This is a genomic window from Fluviibacter sp., assembly GCF_057744235.1.
Map to the genome: position 1 here is coordinate 1 of NZ_JBIJFP010000022.1, position 24923 is coordinate 24923.

Here is a 24923-nt window from a genome sequence, read left to right on the forward strand (position 1 = left end):
CAGGGCCTTGCCTTGCAAGCCGGTTCTGCGCAGTATCCGAGTCTCACGCTAGAAGGCAGCGGTACCAGGGCTTCGCAGGGGGCGGCAGCATCGCCGAGTGGTATCGATTATCTCGACAACAACTATCAGGGCTCGGCCGGTTTCTCCTACGAGATCGATCTCTGGGGCAAAGTTCGCCGTTCGGTCGAGTCGGCGGATGCCCAGCTCAAAGCCAGCGTCTTCGATCGCGATAGCGTCCGCCTGGTACTTGAAGGTAGCGTTGCCAAGGCCTACATGAACCTGCGAGCACTTGATGCGCAGGTCAAGGTTACCCAGCACTCGATTCAAACGCGTCGCGAGACCCTGCGCATTGCCCAGGCAAAACTGGCCGGCGGCCTGGTGTCACCACTGGATATCAATCAGGCCACGGCCACCTTGGCCAGTCTGCAGGCCACCCAGTCCGAACTGATTCGACAGCGCGCAATTGTGCAGAACCAGCTGGCTGTGCTAACCGGTGTGCTGGATCTTAAAATTCCTGTGACTGGGCTCGATGGTTTGCCTGTACCGCCGGTGCCACCGGCGGGGATACCGTCAGCGCTACTCGAGGGTCGCCCCGATATCCGCAAGGCCGAAGAACAGCTGGTATCAGCCAATGCGCAGATCGGCGTTGCCAAGGCTAACTTCTTTCCGTCGTTTTCGCTGACCGGTCTCTATGGTGCCCAGAGTGTAGGGTTCACGAACTTCCTGTCGGCCGGTGGCTCCGTCTGGGCCGCTACCCTGGGTGTGACTCAGCCACTGTTCACGGGCTGGTTACTGACCGGGCAACTGGATACGGCCAAGGGCAAGCAACAGGAAGCGCTGGCCAATTACATCCGCACCGTGCGGATCGCCTTTGCCGAAGTGGGGGATTCGATGACCTCGGTCCAGCAGACCCAGGAAAGCGAAGCGCATCTGTCGTTGCAGGTTGAGGCATCGACGAAGGCACAGCAGATCGCCATTCTTCGTTATGAGGCCGGTTATGTGGATTATCTGATGGTTCTGGAAGCCCAACGGGTTGCCAACGAAGCCAGTCTGGCTTTCGCACGCAACCGGGGCAGCCGTCTGCAGGCCAGTGTGGATCTTTTCCGCTCCCTGGGTGGCGGCTGGCAGCCGGAAATTAAACGATAAGCTCCGGGGGTTGGTAAAATGCCGACCATGACTAAGAAAACACAGACACCCAAGGTTGGCATGGTCAGCCTGGGTTGCCCCAAAGCAGCCTCCGATAGTGAAGGTATTCTGACCCGTCTGCGCGCAGAGGGTTATGACATCGTTGGCGATTACGCCGGCGCAGACCTCGTGGTTGTTAATACCTGCGGTTTTATTGATTCGGCCGTAGAAGAATCGCTCGATGCGATTGGTGAAGCGCTGCGTGAAAACGGCAAGGTGATTGTGACCGGTTGTCTTGGCGCCCGCGAGGGTGTTGTCGAAACAGCCCACCCGGATGTGCTGGCTGTGACCGGGCCACATGCGCTGGATGAGGTGATGAGTATTGTGCACGACCACCTGCCGATGCCGCACGACCCGTATACCGATCTGGTACCACCTCAGGGTGTGCGTCTGACACCCAAGCATTACGCCTATCTGAAAATTTCGGAAGGCTGTAATCATCGCTGTACCTTCTGCATCATTCCGTCGTTGCGTGGTGATCTCGAATCGCGCCCGATCGGTGATGTGCTCAAAGAAGCCGAAACACTGGCCAAGGCCGGCGTGAAAGAAGTGCTGGTGATTTCTCAAGACACCAGCGCCTACGGCGTGGATGTGAAATACCGCACGGGGTTCTGGGAAGGCCGTCCTGTTAAAACCCAGCTACAGGCCTTGTGCGAAGCATTGGGCGAGATGGGTATCTGGGTGCGCTTGCATTACGTGTACCCGTATCCGAGCGTTGACGACATTATTCCGCTCATGGCGCAGGGCAAGATCTTGCCGTATCTGGATATTCCATTCCAGCATGCCAGCCAGCGTATTCTCAAAGCCATGAAGCGTCCGGCCTCGTCGGAGAATGTGCTGAAGCGCATCAAGGCCTGGCGTGAGATTTGTCCGGAGCTGGTGATCCGTTCGACGTTCATCACCGGCTTCCCCGGTGAAACCGAAGACGATTTCCAGGAGCTGCTCGGCTTCCTGGAGGCCGCGCAACTGGATCGCGTAGGCGCCTTTGCCTACTCGCCCGTAGACGGCGCGCCGGCGAATGAACTGGCAGGTGCCGTGCCGGAAGAAGAACGTGAATCACGCCGTATGCGCCTGATGCAGTTCCAGGCGGATATCTCGGCGGAAAAACTGGCGCAACGCATCGGTAATGAAGAAGTGATTGTTATCGATGAAGTGGATGAAGAGGGTGCCATTGGCCGCAGCTGGCGCGAAGCCCCGGACATCGATGGCGTTGTACAGGTCATGGGCTTTACCGATTGCGCACCGGGCGACCGGATCGCCGTTCGCATCATCGATGCGGATGATCATGATCTTTATGCCGAGCCACTGTTGTCGGCATCGGTGAATTAATACACCAGACTATGACCCTGATCGCACAACTACAGCAATGCCTGGGTGCCGATCAGGTGCTGACATCACCAGACGCGCAGACGCCGTATCTCAGGGATTGGCGCGGGCGCTATCAGGGGCGTGCGCAGGCCGTGGTATTGCCGGCGACTACCGCAGCGGTGGCTGAAGTCGTGCGTCTTTGTGCCTCGGCAGGCGTGCCTATCGTGCCGCAGGGTGGCAATACCGGTCTTTGTGGTGGGGCAACGTCTGATGAATCGGGCAACGCCGTTGTTGTGTCAATGACGCGGATGAATCGCATCCGCAGTATCGATGCTACCAATTTCAGCATCACGGCCGAGGCCGGTGTGACGCTGGACGCATTGAAGACGGCCGCAGAATCGGCAGATCGTCTGTACCCGCTCACGCTCGGTGCCGGGCATCTCACCACCCTGGGCGGTACGCTGGCCACGAACGCAGGTGGCCTGCAGGTATTACGTTATGGCATGACCCGCGACTTATGTCTGGGGCTGGAAGTGGTGCTGCCAGATGGCACGATCTGGTCCAAACTCTCCGGCTTACGCAAAGACAATACCGGCTACGACCTCAAACAGCTTTTTATCGGGGCCGAGGGCACATTGGGGCTGATTACCGCGGCTACCATGAAACTCTATCCGTTGCCCGCAGCGCGCGCACTGATCTGGCAGGATCTGCCAGATGTGCAGTCGGCGGTTGAACGCCATGCGCTGGCGCAGACTGTGTTTGCCGGGGCGCAGACCGCGGCTGAATTAATCTCGGCAACCGCCTTGTCGCTCGTACGTAAGCATTTGCCGGAAGCCGTGTTGCCACAAGCGGCTGGCAACTGGCCTGAGGCCTGGGCTCTGATGATCGAAGTATCGGCACATGATGCCGATTTCCTGCAGACCTTGCTCACATCCTGGCAGAAGGCCTGTGCCACCGCAGGGGTTACTCCCGGTTATATCGCCACAGCCGCCCTCGAGCAGGCGCAGATCTGGGCCATTCGTAAAGGCCTGGCCGAATCGCAAAAGCGGGAAGGGCTCTCTATCAAACACGATGTGGGCCTGGCGATTTCCATGTTGCCGCGTTTCATCGAAGAAGCCTCTGCCGCGCTGGATCAACACTTCCCCGGGTTGCGTATCGTTGCCTTTGGTCACATTGGCGATGGCAACCTGCACTTCAATCTCTCGTATGCCGACCCGGCTAAAAATGCCACACTGATCGAGCAGAGCCTAGCCGCTAATGCGGTGGTCTACGACGTGGTTGATCGCCTGGGGGGGTCGATTGCCGCCGAGCATGGCATTGGCCAGCTCAAGCCCGAATGGTTGGCACAGCATGCGCCCGCAGGCAGCATGGCGTTAATGCGTCAGCTTAAATCAGCCCTTGACCCCAAGGGCTTGATGAACCCCGGCAAAGTTTTAGTGTAGGGTTTGCCCGGCAGAAGTTGTGCTGCCTGCAGGCGGTGCAAACAGGGCTGCAATATCTTCTGCGCTGAACCGGTATTCCAGATTGCTCAGATCGTCGTTAATGACCACGGCGCCATGTTCTTTGAGGATCGATTCCACTTCCGGCTGCCCAAGGCTACGCAACATGTCGCGAACTTTGTCCCAGTTGCGTTCGCCGGCGTGATGCACGGCCTGGCCGGGTGCCAGACTGATCAGTTCCTCCGGGAAGAGGCGGGTGAGTAAATCGCCCGGGTCCAGACTGAGCAACTCTTCTTCGGTGAGCGTGCCGAAAAGTTGGCAGAGACGATTCCAGCCATCTTCATCCGCGTCATCAGCGCCCGGCATTTTCTGCAGGAATAGTCCGGCCGCCTGCTGGCCGTTGGCCGCCAGAAAGAGTTCGGTCGGTTGCTGTTCGGATTGCACTAGATAATGCGCAAAGGCTTCAGCCAGTGACTGGCCAACGAGTGGCACATGGCTTTGCCAGGGGTTGCTGAACTGGTGTGCGTCGAGCGTCATGACCAGACGGCTTTCTTCGCTACCATCCTGGCGATTCAGGCAGGGTGCCTTCGGGTTCTGCAGTTCATCCAGATATTCCGGGCGCCATTGGGCCGTGCCGCGCAGGCCGAGTTTGTCGGTGCAATCCATTACCAGCAGGCTTATCGGGCCAGGGTCGCGGGTCTGGAAGGTGAGTCGACCGGGGTGTTTGAGTTGGCCGGCCATCAGCGTTGTAATGCTGGCCAGTTCGCCCAGCATATGGCTCACTGCCGCGGGATAGTTGCGACCTTTGCACAGCGCCTGATAGCTCTCATCCAGATGCACCCAGGCACCCCGGATCGAGAGTTCGGGAAAATGGAATCGTACAAAACGGTCTGTTTCGCGCAGCATGAAATCTTTCTTTGAAGGGTTGTCTGCTAGTTTGGGTGTCATTGGCGGATTTCAACCGCTTAGAGCGCTTTCAGATGTTGCCGGTAGCGGGCGGCGTTCTGGACGTACTTGGCGGCACTGTTGATCAGGCGAGCGACTTCTTCATCCGTGAGTTCACGCACCACCTTGCCGGGCGTTCCCATGATAAGCGAGCGGGGCGGATACACCTTGCGTTCGGGAATGAGTGTGCCGGCGCCCACCAGGCAGTGTTCACCAATCACGGCATGATTCAGAATCGTAGTGCCGATGCCGATCAGGCTGCCCTGGCCAATGCGGCATCCGTGCAGCATCACTTTGTGGCCAATGGTCACATCCGCCTCGATAGTCAGCGGGGCGCCCGGGTCCGTATGAAACACGCAGCCATCCTGTACATTGCTGCGAGGGCCAATCACGATCGGTTCGTTATCACCACGTAGTACGGCGTTCCACCAGACCGAAGCCTCTGCAGCGCACTGGATGCTGCCAATCAGCACGGCGTTCGGGGCAACCCATGCACTCGGGTTGATTTGCGGTATCCGGTCTTCCAGTTGATAGCAGCTCATGGCAGGGCCTTATTCCAGTAAAATGGGCGGTGCAGCATTTTATGCTGATCCTTCAAACACATAAAGCCACAATGACACAAGAAGCCCGTTACGATCTGCATTGCCACTCCACAGCCTCTGATGGCATGTTGCCACCCGCTGCTGTTGTGGCGCGGGCGCATGCCAACGGGGTTACGTCGCTGGCGCTCACCGACCACGATGGACTATCCGGCATACCCGAAGCCGCTGCCGAGGCTAAAAGCCTGGGTATCGAACTGATTCCGGGCACCGAAATCTCGGTGGAATGGAACGACCATTCCGTGCATATCGTCGGTTTGCAGATCGATCCGGAAGATCCCACTCTCGTTAAAGGGCTGGACGAGATCCGCGAAGGACGGGCCAACAGAGCGGGGCGCATCGCTGCGGAACTGGAGAAGGTCGGTTTTACCGGCATTCTGGATAAAACCATGACCTATGTCGGCAATCCCGAACTCGTCTCACGGGCGCACTTTGCCCGCGCGCTAGTAGAAATGGGTGCCTGCCGTGAGGTCAAACAGGTCTTTGATCGCTATCTCACGCCGGGTAAGCCCGGCTATGTCGAGCACCCCTGGCCGAGGCTGGAAAAAGCGCTGGGCTGGATTCGTGCCGCTGGCGGTGTTGCAGTAATTGCCCACCCGGGAAGATATCGTATGTCTAACAAAGAGTTGGGCAAGCTTTTTGAAGCATTTCGTGACCTTGGTGGCGAGGCGATCGAGGTAGCCTCAGGTAGCCATACGCCTGAGCAGATCGCGCATTTTGGCCGTCAGGCCCGGCATTACGCCTTTATGGGCTCGCAGGGTTCCGATTTTCATGGGCCAAATGAAAGCTACGTCGATCTGGGGCGTAGTCTGCCGTTGCCAGAGGGTGTAGTTCCCGTATGGAATTCCTGGAAAAACAGTTGATTGGAATATATTTGTGACGCATTACTTTAATATTCATCCTGAGACGCCCCAGAAGCGTTTGCTCGATCAAACGGCACAAATGCTGCGCGAAGGTGCCATTGTGGCCTTGCCGACAGACTCCTGTTATTCGCTGGCCTGTCATCTGGGGGATGCGGCTGCCCTCGACAAGATCCGCAAAATCCGTGGCATTGATGATCACCACCTGATGACCCTGATGTGTCGGGATCTGTCCGACATCGGCCAGTACGCCCGTGTCGACAACAGCCAGTACCGTCTACTCAAGCTGGCCACCCCGGGTGCCTACACCTTTGTGCTGGAAGGTACCAAGGAACTGCCGCGCCGAATTCTGCATCCCAAACGTAAAACCCTGGGGCTGCGTATCCCCGATAACCGCATCATGCAGGGCGTGCTTGAGGTGCTCGGTGAACCTTTGCTCACCACAACCCTCACGCTCCCCGGGGATGAAGAACCGCTCAGTGATGGCTGGTCGATCAAGGAACGGCTGGAAGCGAAGCTGGATCTGGTGGTTGAAGGCGGCTGGTGCGGTACCGAGCCCACCACCGTGATTGATCTGTGTGAAATGCCGCCCACTGTCATGCGGGTCGGCCACGGTCCTCTGGCACCGCTGGGGCTGGGTTGATGCGCTTGGCGGCACACTGGGTTGGCTCTGTTAGAATCGCAGGTTAATTGGACTTTCTATGAATATTGACATTGCCCTGCTGGCCATTGCGGCCTTACCGATGATTTTTGCCATTACGCTGCATGAAGCGGCGCATGGCTATGTGGCGCGCTATTTCGGTGATCCCACGGCATACCAGTTGGGCCGTATCAGTCTCAATCCGATACGCCATATCGATCTGGTGGGCACGATCCTCGTGCCGGCGGCCACACTGTTGTTCGGCGGCATTCTGTTTGGCTGGGCCAAACCGGTGCCCGTGGATTACAGCCGTCTGCGTCACCCGCGTGAGAACATGCGTTGGGTTGCGCTGGCCGGGCCTGGCGTTAACCTCGCAATGGCTTTCGGTTGGGCGATTCTGCTCAAGCTCGGTCTGTCGACAAACACGTATTTCAGCGTCCCGCTCGAAGAGATGTCGCGCATCGGTATATCCATCAACCTGATGCTGATGGCGATTAACCTGGTACCCATTCTGCCGCTCGATGGCGGCCGCGTGCTGTTCAGCCTGTTGCCGCCGGCGGCAGCCCAGAGTTATGGCCGCAGCGAACCCTACGGCCTGCCGATTCTGTTACTGCTGCTCGTCACGGGTATCCTTGGCATCATTATCATGCCGATGATCCAGCTGGCAGGTCGCCTCATTTCAACGATTTTTTTCCTCTGAGTCACTGATGTCAGCTGAACGCGTACTTTCCGGCATGCGCCCCACGGGGAGCCTGCACCTGGGCCATTATCATGGCGTCCTGGAAAACTGGGTCCGTCTGCAGGACAACTACGAATGTCTATTCTTCGTAGCGGATTGGCACGCACTCACCACGCATTACGATGCCCCGCAGAACATTGCGCAGGCCGGGCGGGATATGGTCATCGACTGGTTGGCCGCCGGCCTGGATCCGGAAAAGTCGATCATTTTCCAGCAGTCACAAGTGCTTCAGCACGCCGAGCTGCATCTGTTGCTGTCTATGATGACACCTTTAGGCTGGTTGGAGCGCGTACCGACCTACAAGGATCAGCAGGAAAAACTGTCGCATAAAGATCTGTCGACCTACGGATTTCTGGGTTACCCGCTGCTTCAATCGGCCGATATTCTGGTGTACGACGCCAAGCACGTGCCGGTGGGTGAAGATCAGGTGCCACACATCGAACTGACACGTGAAGTCGCCCGTCGCTTCAACCATCTGTATGGTCGTACGCCGGAATTCGAGCAGGAAGTGATTGCTGCCCTCAAAAAACTTGGACCGGCCGCTAAGCCCTACAAAGAGCTGCGCCAGCGTTACCAGCAGCAGGGTGAACGGGAAGTGCTGGCCCAGGCTGAAGCCTTCCTGGCCGGCGCTGATGTGCTCAACGCCAGCGACAAGGAATCGTTGTGGGGCTGGCTGGTAGGCTCGGGTAAAGCCATTCTGGTGGAACCGGCTGCATTGCTGACGAAGGCCTCTAAAATGCCCGGGCTGGATGGGCAGAAAATGTCCAAGTCCTACAACAACACCATCAGCCTGCGTGAAGCGCCGGAGGACGTAGCGAAGAAGCTGAAAGCCATGCCCACCGATCCTGCCCGCGTGCGCCGTACCGATGTGGGTAATCCCAAGAACTGCCCGGTCTGGCAGCTGCATGAGGTGTACAGCGACGATGCCAAAAAACAGTGGGTGACCGAGGGCTGTACTTCGGCCGGTATCGGTTGTATCGATTGCAAGAACGCAGTAGCCGAAGGCATCAATACCGTGCTGGCGCCCATGCGTGCGCGTGCGGCCGAACTCGCCGCTGAGCCGGAGAAGATCGACCGCATTCTACGTGACGGTGCCGAACGTGCCCGTGCGCTGGCCGATCAAACCATGTCGCGTGTTCGTGCGGTCATGGGTTTGACGGGCTGATAGGTCCCTTGATGTCGATCGAATCGCAGCAACCCGAAGAACCGATGTTGCCGCCGGGTCAGTCCGCGGCCAGTGAAGAGGCATCTACCGAGGCGCCCTACGAACAGGCGATTCAGGTGATGGTGGAAAATGGCGAAACGCGGGTCATGCTCTATGGCCAGCCGATTGTCGACATGCCTCAGGATCTATATATTCCGCCGGATGCCTTGTCGGTCATGCTCGAGGCATTCGAAGGGCCGCTCGACCTGTTACTGTATCTGATCCGTAAAGCCAACGTCGATATCCTCGATATTCCGATGGCAACGCTCACCGTGCAATATCTGGATTACGTCGAAGCCATGCGCTCGGAGAATCTGGAACTGGCGGCGGAATACCTAGTCATGGCGGCCATGCTGATCGAAATCAAATCGCGCATGCTTCTGCCGCGCCCGAAAGCCGATTTCGAAGAAGAGGCCGAAGATCCCCGTGCCGAGCTGGTCCGTCGTCTGATCGAATACGAACAGATGAAACTCGCCGCGCGCGAAATCGATGAGTTGCCCAAGGCCGAAGTTGATTTCCAGTGGCTGAATGTGTGGGTCGATAAGGAAGCCGTAGTCCGTCATCCCGACGTTTCGGCCGATGATCTGCATGCGGCCTGGTTGTCGGTAGTGCGTCAGGCCAAACTGCATACGCACCACAAGATTGCCCGCGAAGAGCTGTCGGTCCGAGAACACATGGGGCTGATTCTGCGTACCCTGCGCAGCAAGGACGGTTATACCGAATTTGCCGAGCTGTTTGATGTCAGCGGCGGGGTGCCGGTAGTTGTGGTCAACTTCATTGCCTTGCTTGAGCTGTGCAAGGAACATCTGCTGGAAATGACACAGACCGCGCCGTTTGCACCGATTTACGTACGTCTGCCGACTGATGTGCCCGAACAGTCCATGTTCGAGGCACCGCCGGCCTTTGATGAAGCAGAGGAGGAGGGTGAGGATGTCTGAAGAGCAGCGTTCCCTGACCGAACTGGTTGAAAGCACCGAGGGCGGTGTTACCTCGGGCCCCGTCATGGATGTGGCGGACCTGGCCTGCATCGTTGAGGCCGCGCTGCTGGCCTCGACGGGTCCGCTGGACATGGAGCATTTGCGCCGCCTGTTCGACGACACCGTGGCCGCTGACGAAATTCTCCAGGCCATCGCCCATCTGCAACAGCGCTGGCAGAATCGTGGCTGCGAGTTGCTGGCGCTGGCTGACGGCTGGCGTTTCCGCACTCATGCCAATATCCAGCCGCATCTGGATCGTCTGAACCCCGAAAAGCCACCACGCTACTCGCGTGCCGTGATGGAAACACTGGCCATTATTGCCTATCGTCAACCGGTCACGCGTGGGGATATCGAAGATATTCGCGGGGTGACTGTGGCAACACAGGTCATCCGTACTCTGGAAGAGCGGGGCTGGATTGATACCGTCGGTCATCGCGAAACGCCGGGCCGCCCGGCGCTGTATGCTACTACGCGTCAGTTCCTGGATGATCTGGGTCTGCGCAGTCTGTCCGAACTTCCACCCCTTGAAACCATGCAGGGCGCCCTCGAAGGTCTGCCCGGAGCCTGAATCTGATGTCTGTACCTCGTAAACCCGCCGCACCCCGCAAGGCTGCTGGCAAAACCATTTCGGGCAAAGCTGCCGCGCGTCCGACCGCATCGCATGCTCGTAAGCCGGTGGCAAAACTCGCCGTACCCCCCGAGCTGCAGAACGAATTTGATAACGACAGCGACGACTTTTTCGGGGAAGAAGAACTCGCCCCGGCACCTGCTCGGAAGGCCTCGGCCGATGCCGGCGAGCGCTTGCAGAAGTTGCTCGCTCAATCGGGCCTGGGTGGCCGTCGTGAAATGGAAGAGTGGATTGCCGCTGGCCGCGTTCAGGTGAACGGTGAGCCTGCGACCCTGGGTCAGCGGGTGTTGCCGGGGGATCGTGTCAAGGTGAATGGTCGTCTGGTGAACCTGCATGGCGCAACACGTGCACCGCAGGTACTGCTGTATCACAAGCCCGAAGGCGAGATTGTGTCACGTAGCGATCCGGCGGGACGCCCGAATGTGTTTACCAACCTGCCACGCGTGCGCGGCGGCAAGTGGATCGCCGTTGGCCGTTTGGATTTCAACACCAGCGGACTGCTGCTGTTCACGACCTCCGGTGCGCTAGCCAATGCCCTGATGCACCCGCGTCATGAAATGATGCGTGAATATGCGGTGCGGGTTCTGGGACCGATGGATGATGAAGCCAAGGATCAGCTGAAGAAAGGCGTTGAGCTGGAAGATGGCCCGGCCGCGCTGAAAAGCATCGAAGATGCGGGCGGCGAGGGTGCCAACCAGTGGTACCGCGTTACCATTACCGAAGGCCGTAACCGGGAGGTCCGCCGCCTGTTTGAAGCGGTTGGCCGTACGGTCAGCCGCCTCATCCGTGTGCGTTATGGCCCGTTCATCCTGCCGCCCCGCCTTAAGCGCGGCCACCACTTGATGGTGGACGAAAAAGATGTGGAAAAGCTGGTCAAATCGCTGGGTGCCGAAGCCGAAGGCCCATCGCGCCAGGTCGGCCAGAAAGTACGTTCCGGCCGTCCGGGTGGCAAGCCGGCTGCCCGTGGGCGTGCCCAGGCCCGTTCTCAGGGTCACGGCGCTGCACCAAAACGTAGCGACACGCGCAGTACGCCTCGACCTAAGTCAAAAAATCCTTTATAATCACAAAGTTTTAAAAATTCCCGTATCGCCGGGTGGCGCGAAATAGCGCGCAGCCGGGCGGTACAGCCAATTCTGGCGTGATGGGCTTTATGCCCTTTTTTTATTTGTGTTTTCCGATTATTCACATGAGTCTGCAGGAACTGATCGAATCAACCGTCACCGGTCTGGGCTATGAGCTCGTCATGGTGGAGCTGTCGCCGCGTAGCCGTCTGATGCGGGTGTTTATTGACGCCCCTGAAAAACCGCGTGGTGTGGACGTGGAAGATTGCGCCACGGTCAGCAACCAGTTGACCCATCTGTTCCAGGTGGAGAACATTGATTACGACCGTCTGGAGGTTTCGTCTCCGGGTCTGGATCGTCCATTGGTCAAGCCAGCCGATTACAGCCGTTTTGCCGGTTCCCAGGTGCAGATCAAGCTGCGCATGCCGATCGGCGAACGCCGTCAGTTCAACGGGACGTTGAAGGGCATTGAAGGTGACCAGGTAGAACTGGAGCTTGGTGAAAACAGCATCACCTTCCCGTTATCCAACATTGACAAGGCTCGCCTTGTTCCGAAATTTTGATTTGAGCGCTACAGAGGAAAGGACACCAAGATGACTCGTGAAATTCTATTGCTGGTCGACGCGCTGGCCCGCGAGAAGAACGTCAGCAAGGAAATTGTTTTTGCATCTCTGGAGCTCGCGCTTGCGCAGGCCACACGCAAGAAGATGAACCTGGAAGCTGATGTCCGCGTCGTGATCGACCGCGCCACCGGTGAGCATGAATCGTTCCGCCGCTGGGAAGTGGTGGAAGACGCCGATCTTGAAAATGAAGACGCGCAGCTACCGATCAGCGAAGCCCGTGAACAGCACGCCGACATCGAAGTTGGTGACTTCATTGAAGAAGAGCTGGAACCCATCGACTTCGGTCGTATTGGTGCTCAGGCAGCCAAGCAGGTCATCCTGCAGAAAATCCGCGACGCTGAACGCGAAGCGCTGCTGCAGAACTTCCTGGAGCGTGGTGAACACCTTGTGACCGGCACCATCAAGCGCATGGAACGTGGTAACGCCATCGTTGAAGTCGGCAAGATCGAAGCCGTGCTGCCGCGCGATCAGATGATCCAGCGTGAAAACCTGCGTCCGGGCGACCGCGTCAAGGCCTTCCTGCTGCGCGTTGATCGTGCTGCCCGTGGTCCGCAGATCATTCTGTCGCGAACCGCACCGGAATTCATCAGCCGCCTGTTCGAACTTGAAGTGCCGGAAATCGAAGACGGCCTCATGGAAATCAAGGCGGCCGCCCGTGACCCCGGCATGCGCGCCAAGATCGCCGTGTTGAGCAAGGATGCACGTATCGACCCGATTGGCACCTGCGTTGGTCTGCGTGGTATGCGTGTGACCGCTGTGCGTAACGAACTCGGCGGTGAAAACGTCGACATCATCATCTGGTCAGAAGATCCTGCCCAGTTCGTGATCAATGCACTGGCCCCGGCCGAAGTGACCTCCATCGTCGTTGACGAAGAGCGTCATGCCATGGATGTGGTCGTTGACGACGACAACCTGGCCATCGCCATTGGCCGGGGTGGTCAGAACGTGCGTCTGGCTTCCGAGCTGACCGGCTGGACCATCAATCTGATGACGCCGGAAGAGTCGCAGCGCAAGAACGAAGCCGAGTCGGCTACGACCCGTCTGTTGTTCATTGAAAAGCTGGACATTGATGAAGCGCTGGCTGATCTGCTGATCAGCGAAGGCTTCTCAACGCTGGAAGAAGTCGCCTACGTGCCGCTCAACGAAATGATGGAAATCGAAGGTCTGGAAGAGGACCTCATCAACGAACTGCGTACGCGTGCCCGTAACGCCCTGCTGACCGAAGCGATTGCCGCTGAAGAAAAGCTGGAAGACGTGGCTGAAGACATGTTGAACCTGCCGGGTATGGAAAAAGCCATCGCCGTCAAGCTGGCCGAAGCCGGCGTCAAGACGCGTGATGATCTGGCCGATCTGGCGACCGATGAACTCGTGGAAATGACCGGCCTGACCCAGGCTGCTGCGGTAACCCTGATTACAGAAGCCCGTGCGCACTGGTTTGCTGATGATGCATCTGATAAGTGATTGGAGAACTCATGGAAAATAATACTGTCCTCGAGTTTGCCAGTGAACTCAAAATGCCGGCAGAAGTGCTGCTGGAACAACTCAACAAGGCTGGCCTCAAGAAGTCAGCTACCTCGGATACGTTGTCGGCTGCCGACAAGAACAGCCTGCTCGAGTTTCTTCGTGCCTCACACGGTGAAGCCCAGGCGGCATCGAATCGTATTACGCTGACCCGTAAATCGACATCGGCCCTCAAGGCTCAGGATGCTACGGGTAAAACCCGTACCGTGCAGGTGGAAGTGCGTAAAAAGCGTGTGCTGGTCAAGCGCGATACGCCGGAAGCCGTTGATGTTGCAGCGCCTGCTGCGGCACCGGCTACGAACGAAGCGCCTGCCGCACCGGTGGCGTCTGTTGTTCCGCCAGTGATCGAAGCGGTTGTGGAAGCTGTGGTTGAGGCAGCGCCGGTCGTGGAAGTGGAAGTGGCACAGGAGCCCGTTGTCGAAGCTGTGATCGAACCCGTGGTTGACCTAGCACCGGTTGTCGAAGCAGCACCGGAGCCCGTGGTTGAACCTGTCGCTGTCGCAGAATCCGACGTTGTTGTCGAAGCCAAGCCCGAAAAGGCAGCTGAAGAAAAGCCCAAGGCCAAGACTGTTGTTCAGCGCACGAAAAAAGCATCATTCCTGGACGAGAAAGAACTCGCTGCCCGTAAAGCAGAAGAAGATCGTTACGCACAGTTGCGTGCGCGTCAGGAGCAGGACCGCGTCGATCGCGAAAACCGCGAGAAGGAACTGCAGCGTCTGCGTGAAGAAGCTGCAGCCAAACAGGCTGCACTGAAGGTTGCCGAAGAAAGCCGCAAGGCGGCAACATCGGCGGCACAGACTGCTCCAGACGACCAGCGTCGTGATGGCGGCCGTGATAGCAAAGATCGTAATGACCGTGACGACCGTCGCGGTGGCGGCGCCAAGGGCGGCCGTGACCAGAAGAGTAATGCCCCGGGCCGCGGTGGTAGCAACTGGAAGATGGGCGGCAAGAAGGGTGACAAGCGTCATCAGTCGTCGTCCGATGAAGCGCATTCCTTCAACGCGCCGACCGAACCGGTCGTGCGTGAAGTCCATGTGCCGGAAACTATTTCCGTCGCCGATTTGGCCCACAAGATGTCGGTAAAAGCCACCGAAGTCATCAAGGCGCTCATGAAGATGGGTTCCATGGTCACGATCAACCAGGTGCTGGATCAAGATACGGCCATGATTGTGGTTGAAGAAATGGGCCACAAGGCGCTTGCCGCCAAGCTGGATGATCCGGATGCCTTCCTCGACGACGTGACCGATCACGTGGATGTGGAAGCCAAGCCGCGCGCCCCGGTAGTGACCGTGATGGGCCACGTTGACCACGGTAAGACCTCGCTGCTCGACTATATCCGTCGCAGCCGCGTGGCCAGCGGCGAAGCCGGTGGCATTACGCAGCATATCGGTGCCTACCACGTGGAAACCGATCGCGGCATGATCACCTTTCTGGATACCCCGGGTCACGAAGCCTTCACGGCCATGCGTGCACGTGGTGCCAAGGCCACGGATATCGTGATTCTGGTGTGTGCCGCCGATGACGGCGTGATGCCGCAGACGCGCGAAGCGATTCACCACGCCAAAGCAGCCGGTGTACCGATTGTTGTGGCCATTACCAAGGTGGATAAGCCGGAAGCCAACCCGGACCGTGTCAAACAGGAACTGGTATCAGAAGAAGTTGTGCCCGAAGAATACGGCGGCGATTCGCCGTTCGTGCCGGTCTCGGCAAAATCGGGTCAGGGTATCGACGAGTTGCTGGAGCAGGTGCTGCTGCAGGCCGAAGTGCTTGAACTGGCCGCACCGGTCGAAGCACCGGCCAAGGGGCTGATCATTGAAGCCCGTCTCGACAAGGGTCGCGGTGTGGTTGCCACCATGCTGGTGCAGCAGGGCACCCTGAACAAGGGCGATGTGCTGCTGGCCGGTTCGGTCTTCGGTCGCGTCCGCGCCATGCTGGATGAAAATGGTAATCCGATTGATTCGGCGGGTCCGTCGATTCCAGTTGAAATTCTGGGTCTGTCCGATGTGCCGGCAGCTGGTGAAGATGCCATGGTGCTGGCCGATGAACGCAAGGCGCGTGAAATCGCCCTGTACCGTCAGGGCAAGTTCCGTGAAGTGAAACTGGCTCGCCAGCAGGCGAACAAGCTGGAATCGATGATGGAGCAGATGACGGAAGGCGAAGTCAAAACGCTGCCGCTCATCATCAAGGCTGATGTTCAGGGTTCGCAGGAAGCACTGGTCCAATCGCTGCAGAAGCTGTCGACCGATGAAGTCCGCGTGAATGTGATTCACTCTGCCGTGGGTGGGATTACCGAAAGCGACGTCAATCTGGCATCTGCTTCGAAGGCCGTCATCATTGGCTTTAACGTCCGTGCTGACGCCAACACCCGCAAGATTGCCGAAGGCATGGATGTCGATATTCGTTACTACAACGTCATTTATGACGCCGTTGACGAAGTCAAGGCAGCCCTGTCGGGCATGCTTTCGCCGGAACGCAAGGAGCAGAATCTGGGTCTGGTCGAAATCCGCGAAATCTTCCGTGTACCGAAGATCGGCGCTGTCGCCGGTTGTATGGTCCAGGAAGGCATCGTCAAGCGTAACTGCCGTGTCCGTCTGCTGCGCGACAATATCGTGCTACACGATGGCGAGCTGGATTCGCTGCGTCGCTTCAAGGATGATGTTAAGGAAGTCCGTGAAGGTTTCGAGTGCGGTCTGTCGCTCAAGAACTTCAACGACATCCAGGTGGGCGATAAGCTGGAAGCCTACGAAATTCTGGAAGTGGCTCGGACGCTGTAACGATGAAACGCAGTCCTCAGCGCGGGTTTGCCCGGACGGATCGGGTGGCGGAGCAAATCCGCCGCGATCTGTCTGAGTTGATCCGGGCAGAAATTCGCGATCCGCGTGTACAGCAGGTGTCTGTGACCGCCGTGGAAGTGACACCGGATTACGCCCATGCCAAGGTGTTTTACACCGCGCTGGTGGCCGAATCCGAACGTGAAGCCCTGGCCAAGGGCTTGAAGCGGGCCTCGGGTTTTCTGCGTCATGAGCTGTCGCGTCAATTGTTGTTGCGCACGGTGCCTGAACTGCACTTCGAGTACGACACCTCCGTTGAGCGCGGCATCAGCCTCTCGTCGCTGATCGATACCGCGGTATCGCGCACGGCGGAAGATGCCGACAGTCCTAAAGACGCAGATCGAGACTAAACCGTTGTTGCAGGACGCGTTGCAAACGCTGCCCACCATTCCACAGATTCCGCGGCCGTCCCAGTGGCGCGCGCTGAATGGTGTGGTTCTGCTCGACAAACCCGTGGGTCTGACCTCGAATCAGGCGCTGCAATGGGTGCGCCGTCTGTTCGGTGCCAGCAAAGGCGGTCATACTGGCACGCTGGACCCGTTTGCCACCGGCGTACTGCCGCTTTGTCTGGGCGAAGCCACCAAATTTTCCGCCGATCTGCTGAACGCCGATAAGTGCTATCTGGCGACGCTGTCTTTCGGCACAACCACCGATACCGGGGATCTCACCGGCTCGGTGACCCAAACCTGTGAATCCCTGCCAACGCCAGCTGAGCTGGAAGCCATACTGGCATCTTTCGAAGGGGATTCGGAACAGATTCCCCCTATGTATTCCGCGCTCAAGCGCGACGGGCAGCCGCTCTATAAACTTGCCCGTGCCGGTATCGAGGTTGAACGCCAGCCCCGAAAAATTCATTTAAGCGAGCTCGCCTGGAGCAATGTGGTGGTTAACGCCGCAGGGCAGGTGACCACCGCTGATCTGTCGGTCCGTTGCAGCAAAGGCACCTATATCCGTACGCTGGCTGAAGATGTGGCCCGTGCGGTCGGTAGTTTGGCCCATCTGGTGGCGTTGCGCCGTACCTGGGTGGGCGAGGTCTCGGTGACAGGCTGTAAAACGCTGGCGCAACTGGTGGCCGAAAGCACCGCTATTAACCCGGAGCCATCCACGATTGCAGAAGGGCCCCTGATGCAGGCCACTTTGCTGCATCCAGCCGATTTTCTTGTGCAGAACCTGATCAGGCTCAATGTGACCGATAAACAGGCCGTCCTTTGCAGTCACGGTAACCCGTTTCAGGTGGAAGCAGAGCAGACTTTCACCGTAGGTGCCCAGGTGCGCTTTTATCTGCAGGGGCGCTTTATCGGCGTCGGGCAGGTAGTGGCCAGCGGAAAAGACCAGAAAATTCAGCCGGTTCGTTTGGTTTCCACTGAAAATTCTTGATATACTTATAGATTCTTCGCTTGCGCCATTTCGGCAAAAGCGCTTCTGTCCCATCAGGGATCACCTGAATGCTGCTCTCTCAAACTGGGGCGCATTCGTCACTTAAAGGAAAGTTTGATATGACGCTGAATGCTCAGAACAAAGCTCAAATCGTGGGCGATTACCAACGTGCTCAAGGCGACACTGGTTCGCCCGAAGTTCAGGTTGCACTACTGACCGCACGCATCAACGACCTGACCCCGCATTTTAAAGAACACTCGAAGGATCACCACTCGCGTCGCGGTCTATTGCGCATGGTGAGCCGTCGCCGTAAGCTGCTGGATTATCTGAAGCGTACCAATCTGGATAGCTACCGTGCACTGATTGGTCGTCTGGGCCTACGTAAGTAATTACGTGTCCGCCGTTTAAGCATGACGGGCGTTCTCAAACGAGGGCGCCCGTTTTGTTTTTGTTGCAGTACTGCTGTTGTCGTTGTTGATCGAATATTGATTGATCGTTAATTAAGAGATGTGTTGTTGTCGAGAGGAAGATAAAGCATGAGCATGTTTGAAATTGCACGCGAAAGTATTCAGTACGGAGCCCACACCCTGACCCTGGAAACCGGCCATGTGGCCCGTCAGGCCAGCGGTTCGGTGATGGTGTCGTACGACGACACCGTGGTGCTGGTCACCGTGGTTGGCGCCAAGAAAGCCAAGCCGGGTCAGGACTTTTTCCCGCTGACTGTGGATTATGTTGAAAAGACCTATGCCGCCGGCAAGATCCCCGGTGGCTTCTTCAAGCGCGAAGGCCGTCCTTCGGAGAAGGAGACTCTGACTTCGCGTCTGATCGACCGTCCGCTGCGTCCGCTGTTCCCGGAAGGTTTCTACAACGAAGTTCAGATCGTTGCCACCGTGATGTCGATCAATCCTGAAGTGGATTCCGACATTCCTGCACTGATCGGTGCATCGGCAGCGCTGGCGCTGTCGGGCATTCCGTTCAACGGCCCGGTGGGTGCCGCTCGCGTGGGTTACATCGATGGCCAATACGTCATCAACCCATCGTCTTCACAGATGAAGACCTCGCAAATGGATCTGATCGTCTCGGGTACCGAAGCCGCCGTGCTGATGGTGGAATCCGAAGCCCAGATGCTGCCGGAAGACGTGATGCTGGGTGGCGTGGTGTTCGGTCACGAACAGCAACAGGCCGTGATCCAGATGATTAATCGCCTGGTCGAAGCCGCCGGTAAACCAGAATGGGATTGGCAGCCAGCACCGAAGGACGAAGCCCTGATCGATATGGTCAGCACCTACGCCAAGCCGCGTCTGGAAGCTGCCTACAACGAAACTAGCAAGCAGGTTCGTAGTCAGCACCTGAAGAACATCTACGCGGATACCGAAGCACAATTCTGTACCGGTGATACGGCGGCGGATGCCAATACCGTTGGTAACATCCTGTTCGATCTGGAAGCCGGCATTGTTCGTGGCCGCATCCTGTCGGGCGCACCGCGTATTGACGGTCGCGACACCCGCACTGTTCGCCCGATTGAAATCAGCAACGGCATTCTGCCGCGCACCCACGGTTCTGCACTGTTCACCCGTGGCGAAACCCAGGCCTTGGTTGTGGCCACGCTGGGTACCGGCCGTGATGAGCAGACCATCGACGCGCTGATGGGCGAGTATAAAGATCGGTTCCTGTTCCATTACAACATGCCTCCGTACGCCACCGGCGAATGCGGTCGTATGGGCGGCACCAAGCGCCGTGAACTCGGCCACGGCCGTCTGGCCAAGCGTGCCCTGGTGCCGGTGCTGCCGTCGCCGGAAGAGTTCAGCTACACCATGCGTGTGGTTTCGGAAATCACCGAATCGAACGGTTCGTCGTCGATGGCCTCGGTCTGCGGCGGCTGCCTGTCGCTCATGGATGCTGGTGTACCGCTGAAGGATCACGTGGCCGGTATCGCCATGGGCCTGATCAAGGACGGTGGCCGTTTTGCCGTGCTGACCGACATCCTGGGCGACGAAGATCACCTCGGCGACATGGACTTCAAAGTGGCCGGTACTGAAAACGGTATCACTGCACTGCAGATGGACATCAAGATCCAGGGTATCACCAAGGAAATCATGCAGGTGGCACTGGCCCAGGCCCGTGAAGCCCGTCTGCATATCCTCGGCCTGATGAAGAACGCCATGGGTGAAGCCCGTACGGAAGTTTCGACCTTCGCGCCGCGTCTGTACACCATGAAGATCAACCCGGAGAAGATCCGTGACGTGATCGGTAAGGGCGGCGCCGTGATTCGTGCGTTGACCGAAGAAACCGGTACCACCATTGATATCCAGGACGACGGCACCATCACCATCGCTTCGACGAGCGGTGAAGCTGCTGACATGGCAATTGCCCGCATCAAGGCCATTACGGCTGAAGCCGAAGTCGGCGCCATCTACGAAGGCACCGTGCTGAAGCTGCTGGACTTCGGTGCCATCGTTAACGTTCTGCCAGGCAAGGATGGTCTGCTGCACATCTCGCAAATCGCTAACGAGCGTGTTGAGAAGGTGTCAGACTACCTGCAAGAAGGCCAGGTTGTTCGCGTTAAGGTTCTGGAAACCGATGACCGTGGTCGTATCAAGCTTTCGATGAAGGCGTTGATCGAAGCCGCGCCGCCCGCAGCCTGAGGTAAAAAGGGAAGGGCAGTTACGGCTGCCTAACCTGTCTTAGTAAAAAAGGCCAGTCGCAAGACTGGCCTTTTTGCTGGGAGCCACCTAAGCGCTTATTTGGCGACCTGCTTCTCGCGCAGCTCTTCCAGCGTCTTGCAATCAATGCATAGCGTCGCGGTCGGGCGGGCTTCCAAGCGCTGGATGCCGATCTCGATACCGCACTTGTCGCAGAAGCCATAGTCGTCGGCCTTGATGCGATCCAGCGTTTCTTCAATCTTCTTCACCAGCTTACGTTCGCGATCCCGGTTGCGCAGCTCCAGAGCCATATCGGTTTCCTGGCTGGCGCGGTCGTTGGGGTCAGCGAATACCGTCTGCTCATCCTGCATGGTATGTACGGTACGCTCGATATCAGCCATCAGATCGTTCTTCAGGCTATCTAGAATATTGGCAAAGTGCGCAAGCTGCTCTTTGCTCATGTATTCCTCACCCTTCTTGGGCACGTAAGGCTGGAACGTCGACGAACCGTTGTTAACGCTCTTGGCTGGGGTCGGTGCTGGCTTGGTGGCCTTGGCGGCCGGCTTTGCAGTTTTTGAAGTTGCCATGAGTTCTAGTGAGTGGGCAAAAAAGACAAAAGGTGATTCGGGTAATAAGAAAACCCTTAATCCTAACACAGCCACACCCTAAATATATGAAGGTTATTTGTCATCAACACCTTACGATGCTTCTGGCATTTTTTTGTGGCTTGCCATTGTGCAGGGTTGGCCTATGATGTGCAGCATTCACCAAGGAGCATCATCATGGCAAAAAAACTCAGCGTCACCATCGAACTTGAAATGACTGTACCGGACGAGTGGCAGATCATTGAAACCGAAGACGGTATCGGTGTTCTGAAGATCGGGCCGGAGCAGTATCTGGACCTGACCTTCGAACCCATGGTCACCAGCGATGTCGAAGGCTCGTGGACCAACAACGTCAGCGATGAATTTATGGACGAGCTCATGGATATGGTGGAAGCCGAATCCGTCGCCTATGAACTGAAGCAGACCCTGAACTAACTGCCTCACAATCACTAGCAGATGGGTTGTTTGACTAGCACGCTAGCGGGGGCAGCGCTGCAGCAGAGCTATCGGCGCTTGCCGCCGGTTTTCTTTAGCGAGCTCACGCCCCGTCCGGTGCGCTCACCCGCGCTCATTGTGCTCAATCATGCCCTGGCCCAGAGCCTGGGGCTAGATCCCGCACAACTGGTGTCGCCGGAGTGCGTGCAGCTGCTCGCCGGTAACACCTTTGTTGAAGGTCTGCCTGCCATTGCTCAGGCCTATGCCGGCCATCAGTTTGGCGGCTTTGCTATCCTGGGTGATGGTCGTGCGCTCCTGCTCGGCGAACTACAAACACTCGATGGACAACTGGTTGATATCCAGCTCAAAGGATCGGGCCCAACACCCTATGCCCGCCGGGGCGATGGGCGTGCAGCGCTAGGCCCCATGTTGCGGGAATACCTCATCAGCGAGGCCATGCACGGCCTTGGTATACCCACCACGCGTAGCCTGGCGGTGGTGTTCACCGGTGAAGCCGTCTATCGGGAAACTGCCTTGCCTGGTGCCGTGCTCACTCGCGTGGCTGCCAGCCACATCCGAGTGGGGACCTTCGAGTTTGCCGCCACCCAGGGTGACGAGGCTGTCAGGGCGCTGGCCGACTACGCCATCGACCGCCACTACCCGGCAGCACGCGACAGTGCCAATCCTTATCATGCATTCCTCAACGCCGTGATTGATCGACAAGCGGCATTGGTGGCCTGCTGGATGCAGGTGGGTTTTGTGCATGGAGTCATGAATACCGACAACATGAGCATTGCCGGTGAAACCATCGACTACGGCCCCTGTGCCTTTATGGATCGTTACGATCCATCCACGGTGTTCAGTTCGATTGACCGGCAGGCTCGCTACAGTTACGCCAACCAGCCGCGCATGGCGCACTGGAACCTGAGCCGCCTGGCTGAAGCCCTGTTGCCGGTATTGCATACCGACGAGAACGAAGCGCTGCAACTGGCACAAAAGGCCATTGGCGAATATCCCGGGCTCTATCAACAATACTGGCACAGTGGCCTCTGCCGTAAAGTCGGCATCCCCACGCCAGACCGCAACGCGGTTCGGCTGGCTGGCGAACTGCTGGACCAGATGTGGCACGCCGGTGCCGATATGACCAACACCTTTGTCCAGCTGTCGCATGATGCCCTAACCGACGTGGCCTTCAGTGAATGGGTATCGCGCTGGCGCGAGCTCATCCGCAGTCAGCCTGGTGGTATGCCGGCTGCGCAGCAACTCATGCAGCAGGTCAACCCGGTGGTGATCCCGCGCAATCAGCTGGTGCAGGCCGCGCTGGATGACGCATCGGAAGAAAAGGGTGATCTCCAACCTTTCAGCCAGCTACACCAGGTCATCCAGGCACCGTTTGACCCGCGTCACGCCGGATCTATCTACACCCGGGCACCGGCACCGGATGCCCGACCCTATGTTACCTATTGCGGCACATAACGATGCGCCTGGTTAAATGTCTTATCTGCTGCCTGCCCCTGTTCAGCCAGGCCGTCTGGGCCGACAGCATGGCCGAGTGTGAGAACATCATCCGCGGCGGTAATGAAAACGGGGCCTACCGCTATTGCTTGCTGCCCGCCGAAGAGGGTAACCCCAAAGCCCAGGTATTAGTCGGCATGGCCTTTATGACCGGCGTTGGTATCCTCAAAAACCCCGAACTGGCCGTGTACTGGTTCAAACGCGCCGCCGACCAAAACTACCCGGGCGGCATGTATCAGCTGGCACTCAGCAAACTGGCCGGCCTTGGTACTCCGGAAGATGAAAAGGGTGGCATGGCGCTCATGCAGAAAGCCGCACAGGCCGGGTCCGCGCGAGCAGCGGAGTTTCTGACCGAACTGGGCGTACCGGTTGAAAAGCCCCAGGCGCCGGTTGCACAATCGAAAAAAGTGAAGAAATACGAATGCACCGGGGTCGGGTGTGGCCGCCCGACGGATGGATTTGGCCGATAACTAAACACCGGGTATGGAATATTGATATGGACCTCTTTCTTCAGGCAGCTATCGAAGAAGCCCGGTTAGGCTTGAGCGAAGGCGGTATTCCCATCGGATCGGTGCTGGTTCATAACGGCCAGATTATCGGCCGGGGCCATAACCGTCGGGTGCAACAGGGTAGTGCCATTCTGCATGGCGAAATGGATGCCCTAGAAAACGCCGGTCGATTACCGGCGCAGGTCTATCGGGAATCCGTGCTCTACACCACGCTATCGCCTTGTTCCATGTGTACCGGTGCGATTCTGCTTTATGGCATCCCCAAAGTCGTGGTCGGAGAAAGCCTGACCTTTATGGGCGAGGAAGACTTACTTCGTTCCCGCGGCGTGACCGTGGAAGTCATCCAGGACCCGACCTGCATCGCCCTGATGCAGGACTTCATTGCCGCCAAGCCGACGCTCTGGAACGAAGATATCGGGGTGTAAAAATTTGAGAGGCTCATCTGGTAAGACTTTCGCGGTCTAGCATGATCCATAAGCTATTACTTGAAAAACGTGAACAAGTGATTACAGTATAGACATCTATAGAATCAAACGAATGCCAGAGTTTGACCTCTGGTTTAACGGAATTAAAGACGGGTTTACGCGTATTCGTCTGGCGAAACGCCTCGATAAAGCGCAGCGTGGCCTATTGGGAGACGTTGAACCCGTAGGTGACGGCGTGTTCGAAATGCCTGAGTTTTTCGGACCAGGCTGGCGGCTCTACTAGGTGGAGTGCGATGGGACCTTGATTGTCATGCGGGGTGGGGGCGATACGTCTACGCAAAAAGACGACATCGCCAAGGCTATCGCGCTATCTAAGACTCTGGAAGGGGCTAATCATGAATAAACGAATCAATATCGCCGATCTACCGGAATTTGATCTGGCTGAGTACCTGAAGACAAATGAAGTCGTTGCGCAGTATCTGACGAGTGTGCTTGAGGAGAATGATGGCGCCGAACTCACCCATGCCCTTGGAGTAATCGCACGGGCGCGAGGTACGACAGAAGTCGCCCGGGCCTCTGGCCTCACACGGGAAGCGCTTTACAAAGCACTGCGCCCAAGCTCCCAGCCACGCTTTGAAACCATTGCACGTGTTCGTACAGCTTTAGGTGTAAAGCTTGTGGCAAAGCCGACGCATGTTTAATGGCAAGCACAAGCAGAGCAATTTGCCGCGAGGGTGTCCTGAATTTTGTGTAAACGGTCATTTGGCAGGAAACTGCCGTATTGACCGGAGGCACCATGAGCAGCAAGAAACACGACGTACCTGAAGCATTACTCACATCTTTACTGGCGAACTA

At 57.6% G+C, this 24923-nt stretch carries 26 protein-coding genes; 23 read left to right on the top strand and 3 right to left on the bottom strand.

Annotation, left to right across the window (positions count from 1 at the left end; translation table 11 throughout):
• From AC3GOJ_RS09080 to AC3GOJ_RS09090, 3 genes are all read left to right on the top strand, one after another.
• On the top strand, positions 1–1146 hold a 1146-nt coding region (locus AC3GOJ_RS09080), incomplete at its 5' end, for an efflux transporter outer membrane subunit (RefSeq protein WP_488237145.1).
• A 27-nt stretch (positions 1147–1173) separates the two neighbouring features.
• Positions 1174–2514, top strand: a complete 1341-nt coding sequence (rimO, locus tag AC3GOJ_RS09085; RefSeq protein ID WP_488237146.1) for a 30S ribosomal protein S12 methylthiotransferase RimO — start codon at positions 1174–1176, stop codon at positions 2512–2514.
• A gap of 11 nt (positions 2515–2525) precedes the next feature.
• Positions 2526–3935 (top strand): FAD-binding oxidoreductase, encoded by a 1410-nt coding sequence (locus AC3GOJ_RS09090; RefSeq protein ID WP_488237147.1) that lies wholly within the window; start codon positions 2526–2528, stop codon positions 3933–3935.
• On the opposite strand, the gene hslO is transcribed toward AC3GOJ_RS09090, so the two are convergent.
• Positions 3927–4880 (bottom strand): Hsp33 family molecular chaperone HslO, encoded by a 954-nt coding sequence (gene hslO / locus AC3GOJ_RS09095; RefSeq protein WP_488237148.1) that lies wholly within the window; start codon positions 4878–4880, stop codon positions 3927–3929. The genes AC3GOJ_RS09090 and hslO overlap by 9 nt on opposite strands.
• A 17-nt stretch (positions 4881–4897) precedes the next feature.
• Positions 4898–5419, bottom strand: a complete 522-nt coding sequence (locus AC3GOJ_RS09100; RefSeq protein WP_488237149.1) for a gamma carbonic anhydrase family protein — start codon at positions 5417–5419, stop codon at positions 4898–4900.
• Positions 5420–5490: 71 nt separating this feature from the next.
• On the opposite strand from AC3GOJ_RS09100, the gene AC3GOJ_RS09105 reads away from it, so the two are divergent.
• The 14 genes from AC3GOJ_RS09105 to pnp all read left to right on the top strand — a co-directional run bounded on the left by AC3GOJ_RS09105 (position 5491) and on the right by pnp (position 20582).
• Positions 5491–6339 carry a 3',5'-nucleoside bisphosphate phosphatase gene (locus AC3GOJ_RS09105; RefSeq protein WP_488237150.1) on the top strand — a complete coding sequence of 283 codons (849 nt, stop codon included), beginning with the start codon at positions 5491–5493 and terminating at the stop codon, positions 6337–6339.
• Positions 6340–6352: 13 nt separating this feature from the next.
• Positions 6353–6979, top strand: coding sequence for an L-threonylcarbamoyladenylate synthase (locus AC3GOJ_RS09110; protein ID WP_488237151.1), 627 nt, complete (start codon positions 6353–6355; stop codon positions 6977–6979).
• Positions 6980–7037: 58 nt separating this feature from the next.
• Positions 7038–7676, top strand: a complete 639-nt coding sequence (locus AC3GOJ_RS09115) for a site-2 protease family protein (protein WP_488237152.1) — start codon at positions 7038–7040, stop codon at positions 7674–7676.
• A gap of 7 nt (positions 7677–7683) precedes the next feature.
• Positions 7684–8880 carry a tryptophan--tRNA ligase gene (locus tag AC3GOJ_RS09120; RefSeq protein WP_488237153.1) on the top strand — a complete coding sequence of 399 codons (1197 nt, stop codon included), beginning with the start codon at positions 7684–7686 and terminating at the stop codon, positions 8878–8880.
• A gap of 119 nt (positions 8881–8999) precedes the next feature.
• Positions 9000–9857, top strand: coding sequence for a segregation and condensation protein A (locus tag AC3GOJ_RS09125; protein WP_488237168.1), 858 nt, complete (start codon positions 9000–9002; stop codon positions 9855–9857).
• A 64-nt stretch (positions 9858–9921) separates the two neighbouring features.
• Positions 9922–10464 carry an SMC-Scp complex subunit ScpB gene (scpB, locus tag AC3GOJ_RS09130; RefSeq protein WP_488237169.1) on the top strand — a complete coding sequence of 181 codons (543 nt, stop codon included), beginning with the start codon at positions 9922–9924 and terminating at the stop codon, positions 10462–10464.
• A gap of 5 nt (positions 10465–10469) precedes the next feature.
• Positions 10470–11585, top strand: a complete 1116-nt coding sequence (gene rluB / locus AC3GOJ_RS09135; protein ID WP_488237154.1) for a 23S rRNA pseudouridine(2605) synthase RluB — start codon at positions 10470–10472, stop codon at positions 11583–11585.
• A 125-nt stretch (positions 11586–11710) separates the two neighbouring features.
• Positions 11711–12148, top strand: coding sequence for a ribosome maturation factor RimP (rimP, locus tag AC3GOJ_RS09140; RefSeq protein WP_488237155.1), 438 nt, complete (start codon positions 11711–11713; stop codon positions 12146–12148).
• Between the two features lie 30 nt (positions 12149–12178).
• Positions 12179–13669: a transcription termination factor NusA gene (gene nusA, locus AC3GOJ_RS09145; protein WP_488237156.1), complete on the top strand. Its 1491-nt coding sequence runs from the start codon at positions 12179–12181 to the stop codon at positions 13667–13669.
• An 11-nt stretch (positions 13670–13680) separates the two neighbouring features.
• The gene (infB, locus tag AC3GOJ_RS09150) at positions 13681–16503 is read left to right on the top strand and encodes a translation initiation factor IF-2 (RefSeq protein ID WP_488237157.1); all 2823 of its coding nucleotides are present in this window, start codon (positions 13681–13683) and stop codon (positions 16501–16503) included.
• 2 nt (positions 16504–16505) lie between these two features.
• Complete coding sequence (gene rbfA / locus AC3GOJ_RS09155; protein WP_488237158.1) at positions 16506–16910, top strand: 30S ribosome-binding factor RbfA; 405 nt, start codon at positions 16506–16508, stop codon at positions 16908–16910.
• Complete coding sequence (truB, locus tag AC3GOJ_RS09160; RefSeq protein WP_488237159.1) at positions 16876–17937, top strand: tRNA pseudouridine(55) synthase TruB; 1062 nt, start codon at positions 16876–16878, stop codon at positions 17935–17937. The genes rbfA and truB overlap by 35 nt, the downstream gene beginning before the upstream one ends.
• Before the next feature lie 119 nt (positions 17938–18056).
• A complete protein-coding gene (rpsO, locus tag AC3GOJ_RS09165; RefSeq protein WP_488237160.1) occupies positions 18057–18326 on the top strand; it encodes a 30S ribosomal protein S15 in 270 nt (89 codons plus the stop codon).
• A 153-nt stretch (positions 18327–18479) separates the two neighbouring features.
• Positions 18480–20582 carry a polyribonucleotide nucleotidyltransferase gene (gene pnp / locus AC3GOJ_RS09170; RefSeq protein ID WP_488237170.1) on the top strand — a complete coding sequence of 701 codons (2103 nt, stop codon included), beginning with the start codon at positions 18480–18482 and terminating at the stop codon, positions 20580–20582.
• Positions 20583–20677: 95 nt separating this feature from the next.
• Here pnp and dksA read toward each other — a convergent pair whose 3' ends face one another.
• On the bottom strand, positions 20678–21166 hold the full coding sequence (gene dksA / locus AC3GOJ_RS09175; RefSeq protein ID WP_488237161.1) for an RNA polymerase-binding protein DksA: 489 nt from the start codon (positions 21164–21166) through the stop codon (positions 20678–20680).
• Positions 21167–21361: 195 nt separating this feature from the next.
• On the opposite strand from dksA, the gene AC3GOJ_RS09180 reads away from it, so the two are divergent.
• The 6 genes from AC3GOJ_RS09180 to AC3GOJ_RS09205 all read left to right on the top strand — a co-directional run bounded on the left by AC3GOJ_RS09180 (position 21362) and on the right by AC3GOJ_RS09205 (position 24769).
• A complete protein-coding gene (locus AC3GOJ_RS09180; protein ID WP_488237162.1) occupies positions 21362–21619 on the top strand; it encodes a hypothetical protein in 258 nt (85 codons plus the stop codon).
• A gap of 30 nt (positions 21620–21649) precedes the next feature.
• Positions 21650–23095 (top strand): protein adenylyltransferase SelO, encoded by a 1446-nt coding sequence (locus AC3GOJ_RS09185; RefSeq protein WP_488237163.1) that lies wholly within the window; start codon positions 21650–21652, stop codon positions 23093–23095.
• 2 nt (positions 23096–23097) lie between these two features.
• Entirely contained in the window at positions 23098–23604 is a 507-nt protein-coding gene (locus AC3GOJ_RS09190) for a tetratricopeptide repeat protein (protein ID WP_488237164.1), read from the top strand.
• Positions 23605–23630: 26 nt separating this feature from the next.
• Entirely contained in the window at positions 23631–24068 is a 438-nt protein-coding gene (locus tag AC3GOJ_RS09195) for a nucleoside deaminase (RefSeq protein ID WP_488237165.1), read from the top strand.
• Positions 24069–24180: 112 nt separating this feature from the next.
• Positions 24181–24351, top strand: a complete 171-nt coding sequence (locus AC3GOJ_RS09200; RefSeq protein ID WP_488237166.1) for a type II toxin-antitoxin system RelE/ParE family toxin — start codon at positions 24181–24183, stop codon at positions 24349–24351.
• Positions 24352–24463: 112 nt separating this feature from the next.
• Complete coding sequence (locus AC3GOJ_RS09205) at positions 24464–24769, top strand: addiction module antidote protein (RefSeq protein ID WP_488237167.1); 306 nt, start codon at positions 24464–24466, stop codon at positions 24767–24769.
• The last annotated feature ends 154 nt before the right edge of the window (positions 24770–24923 follow it).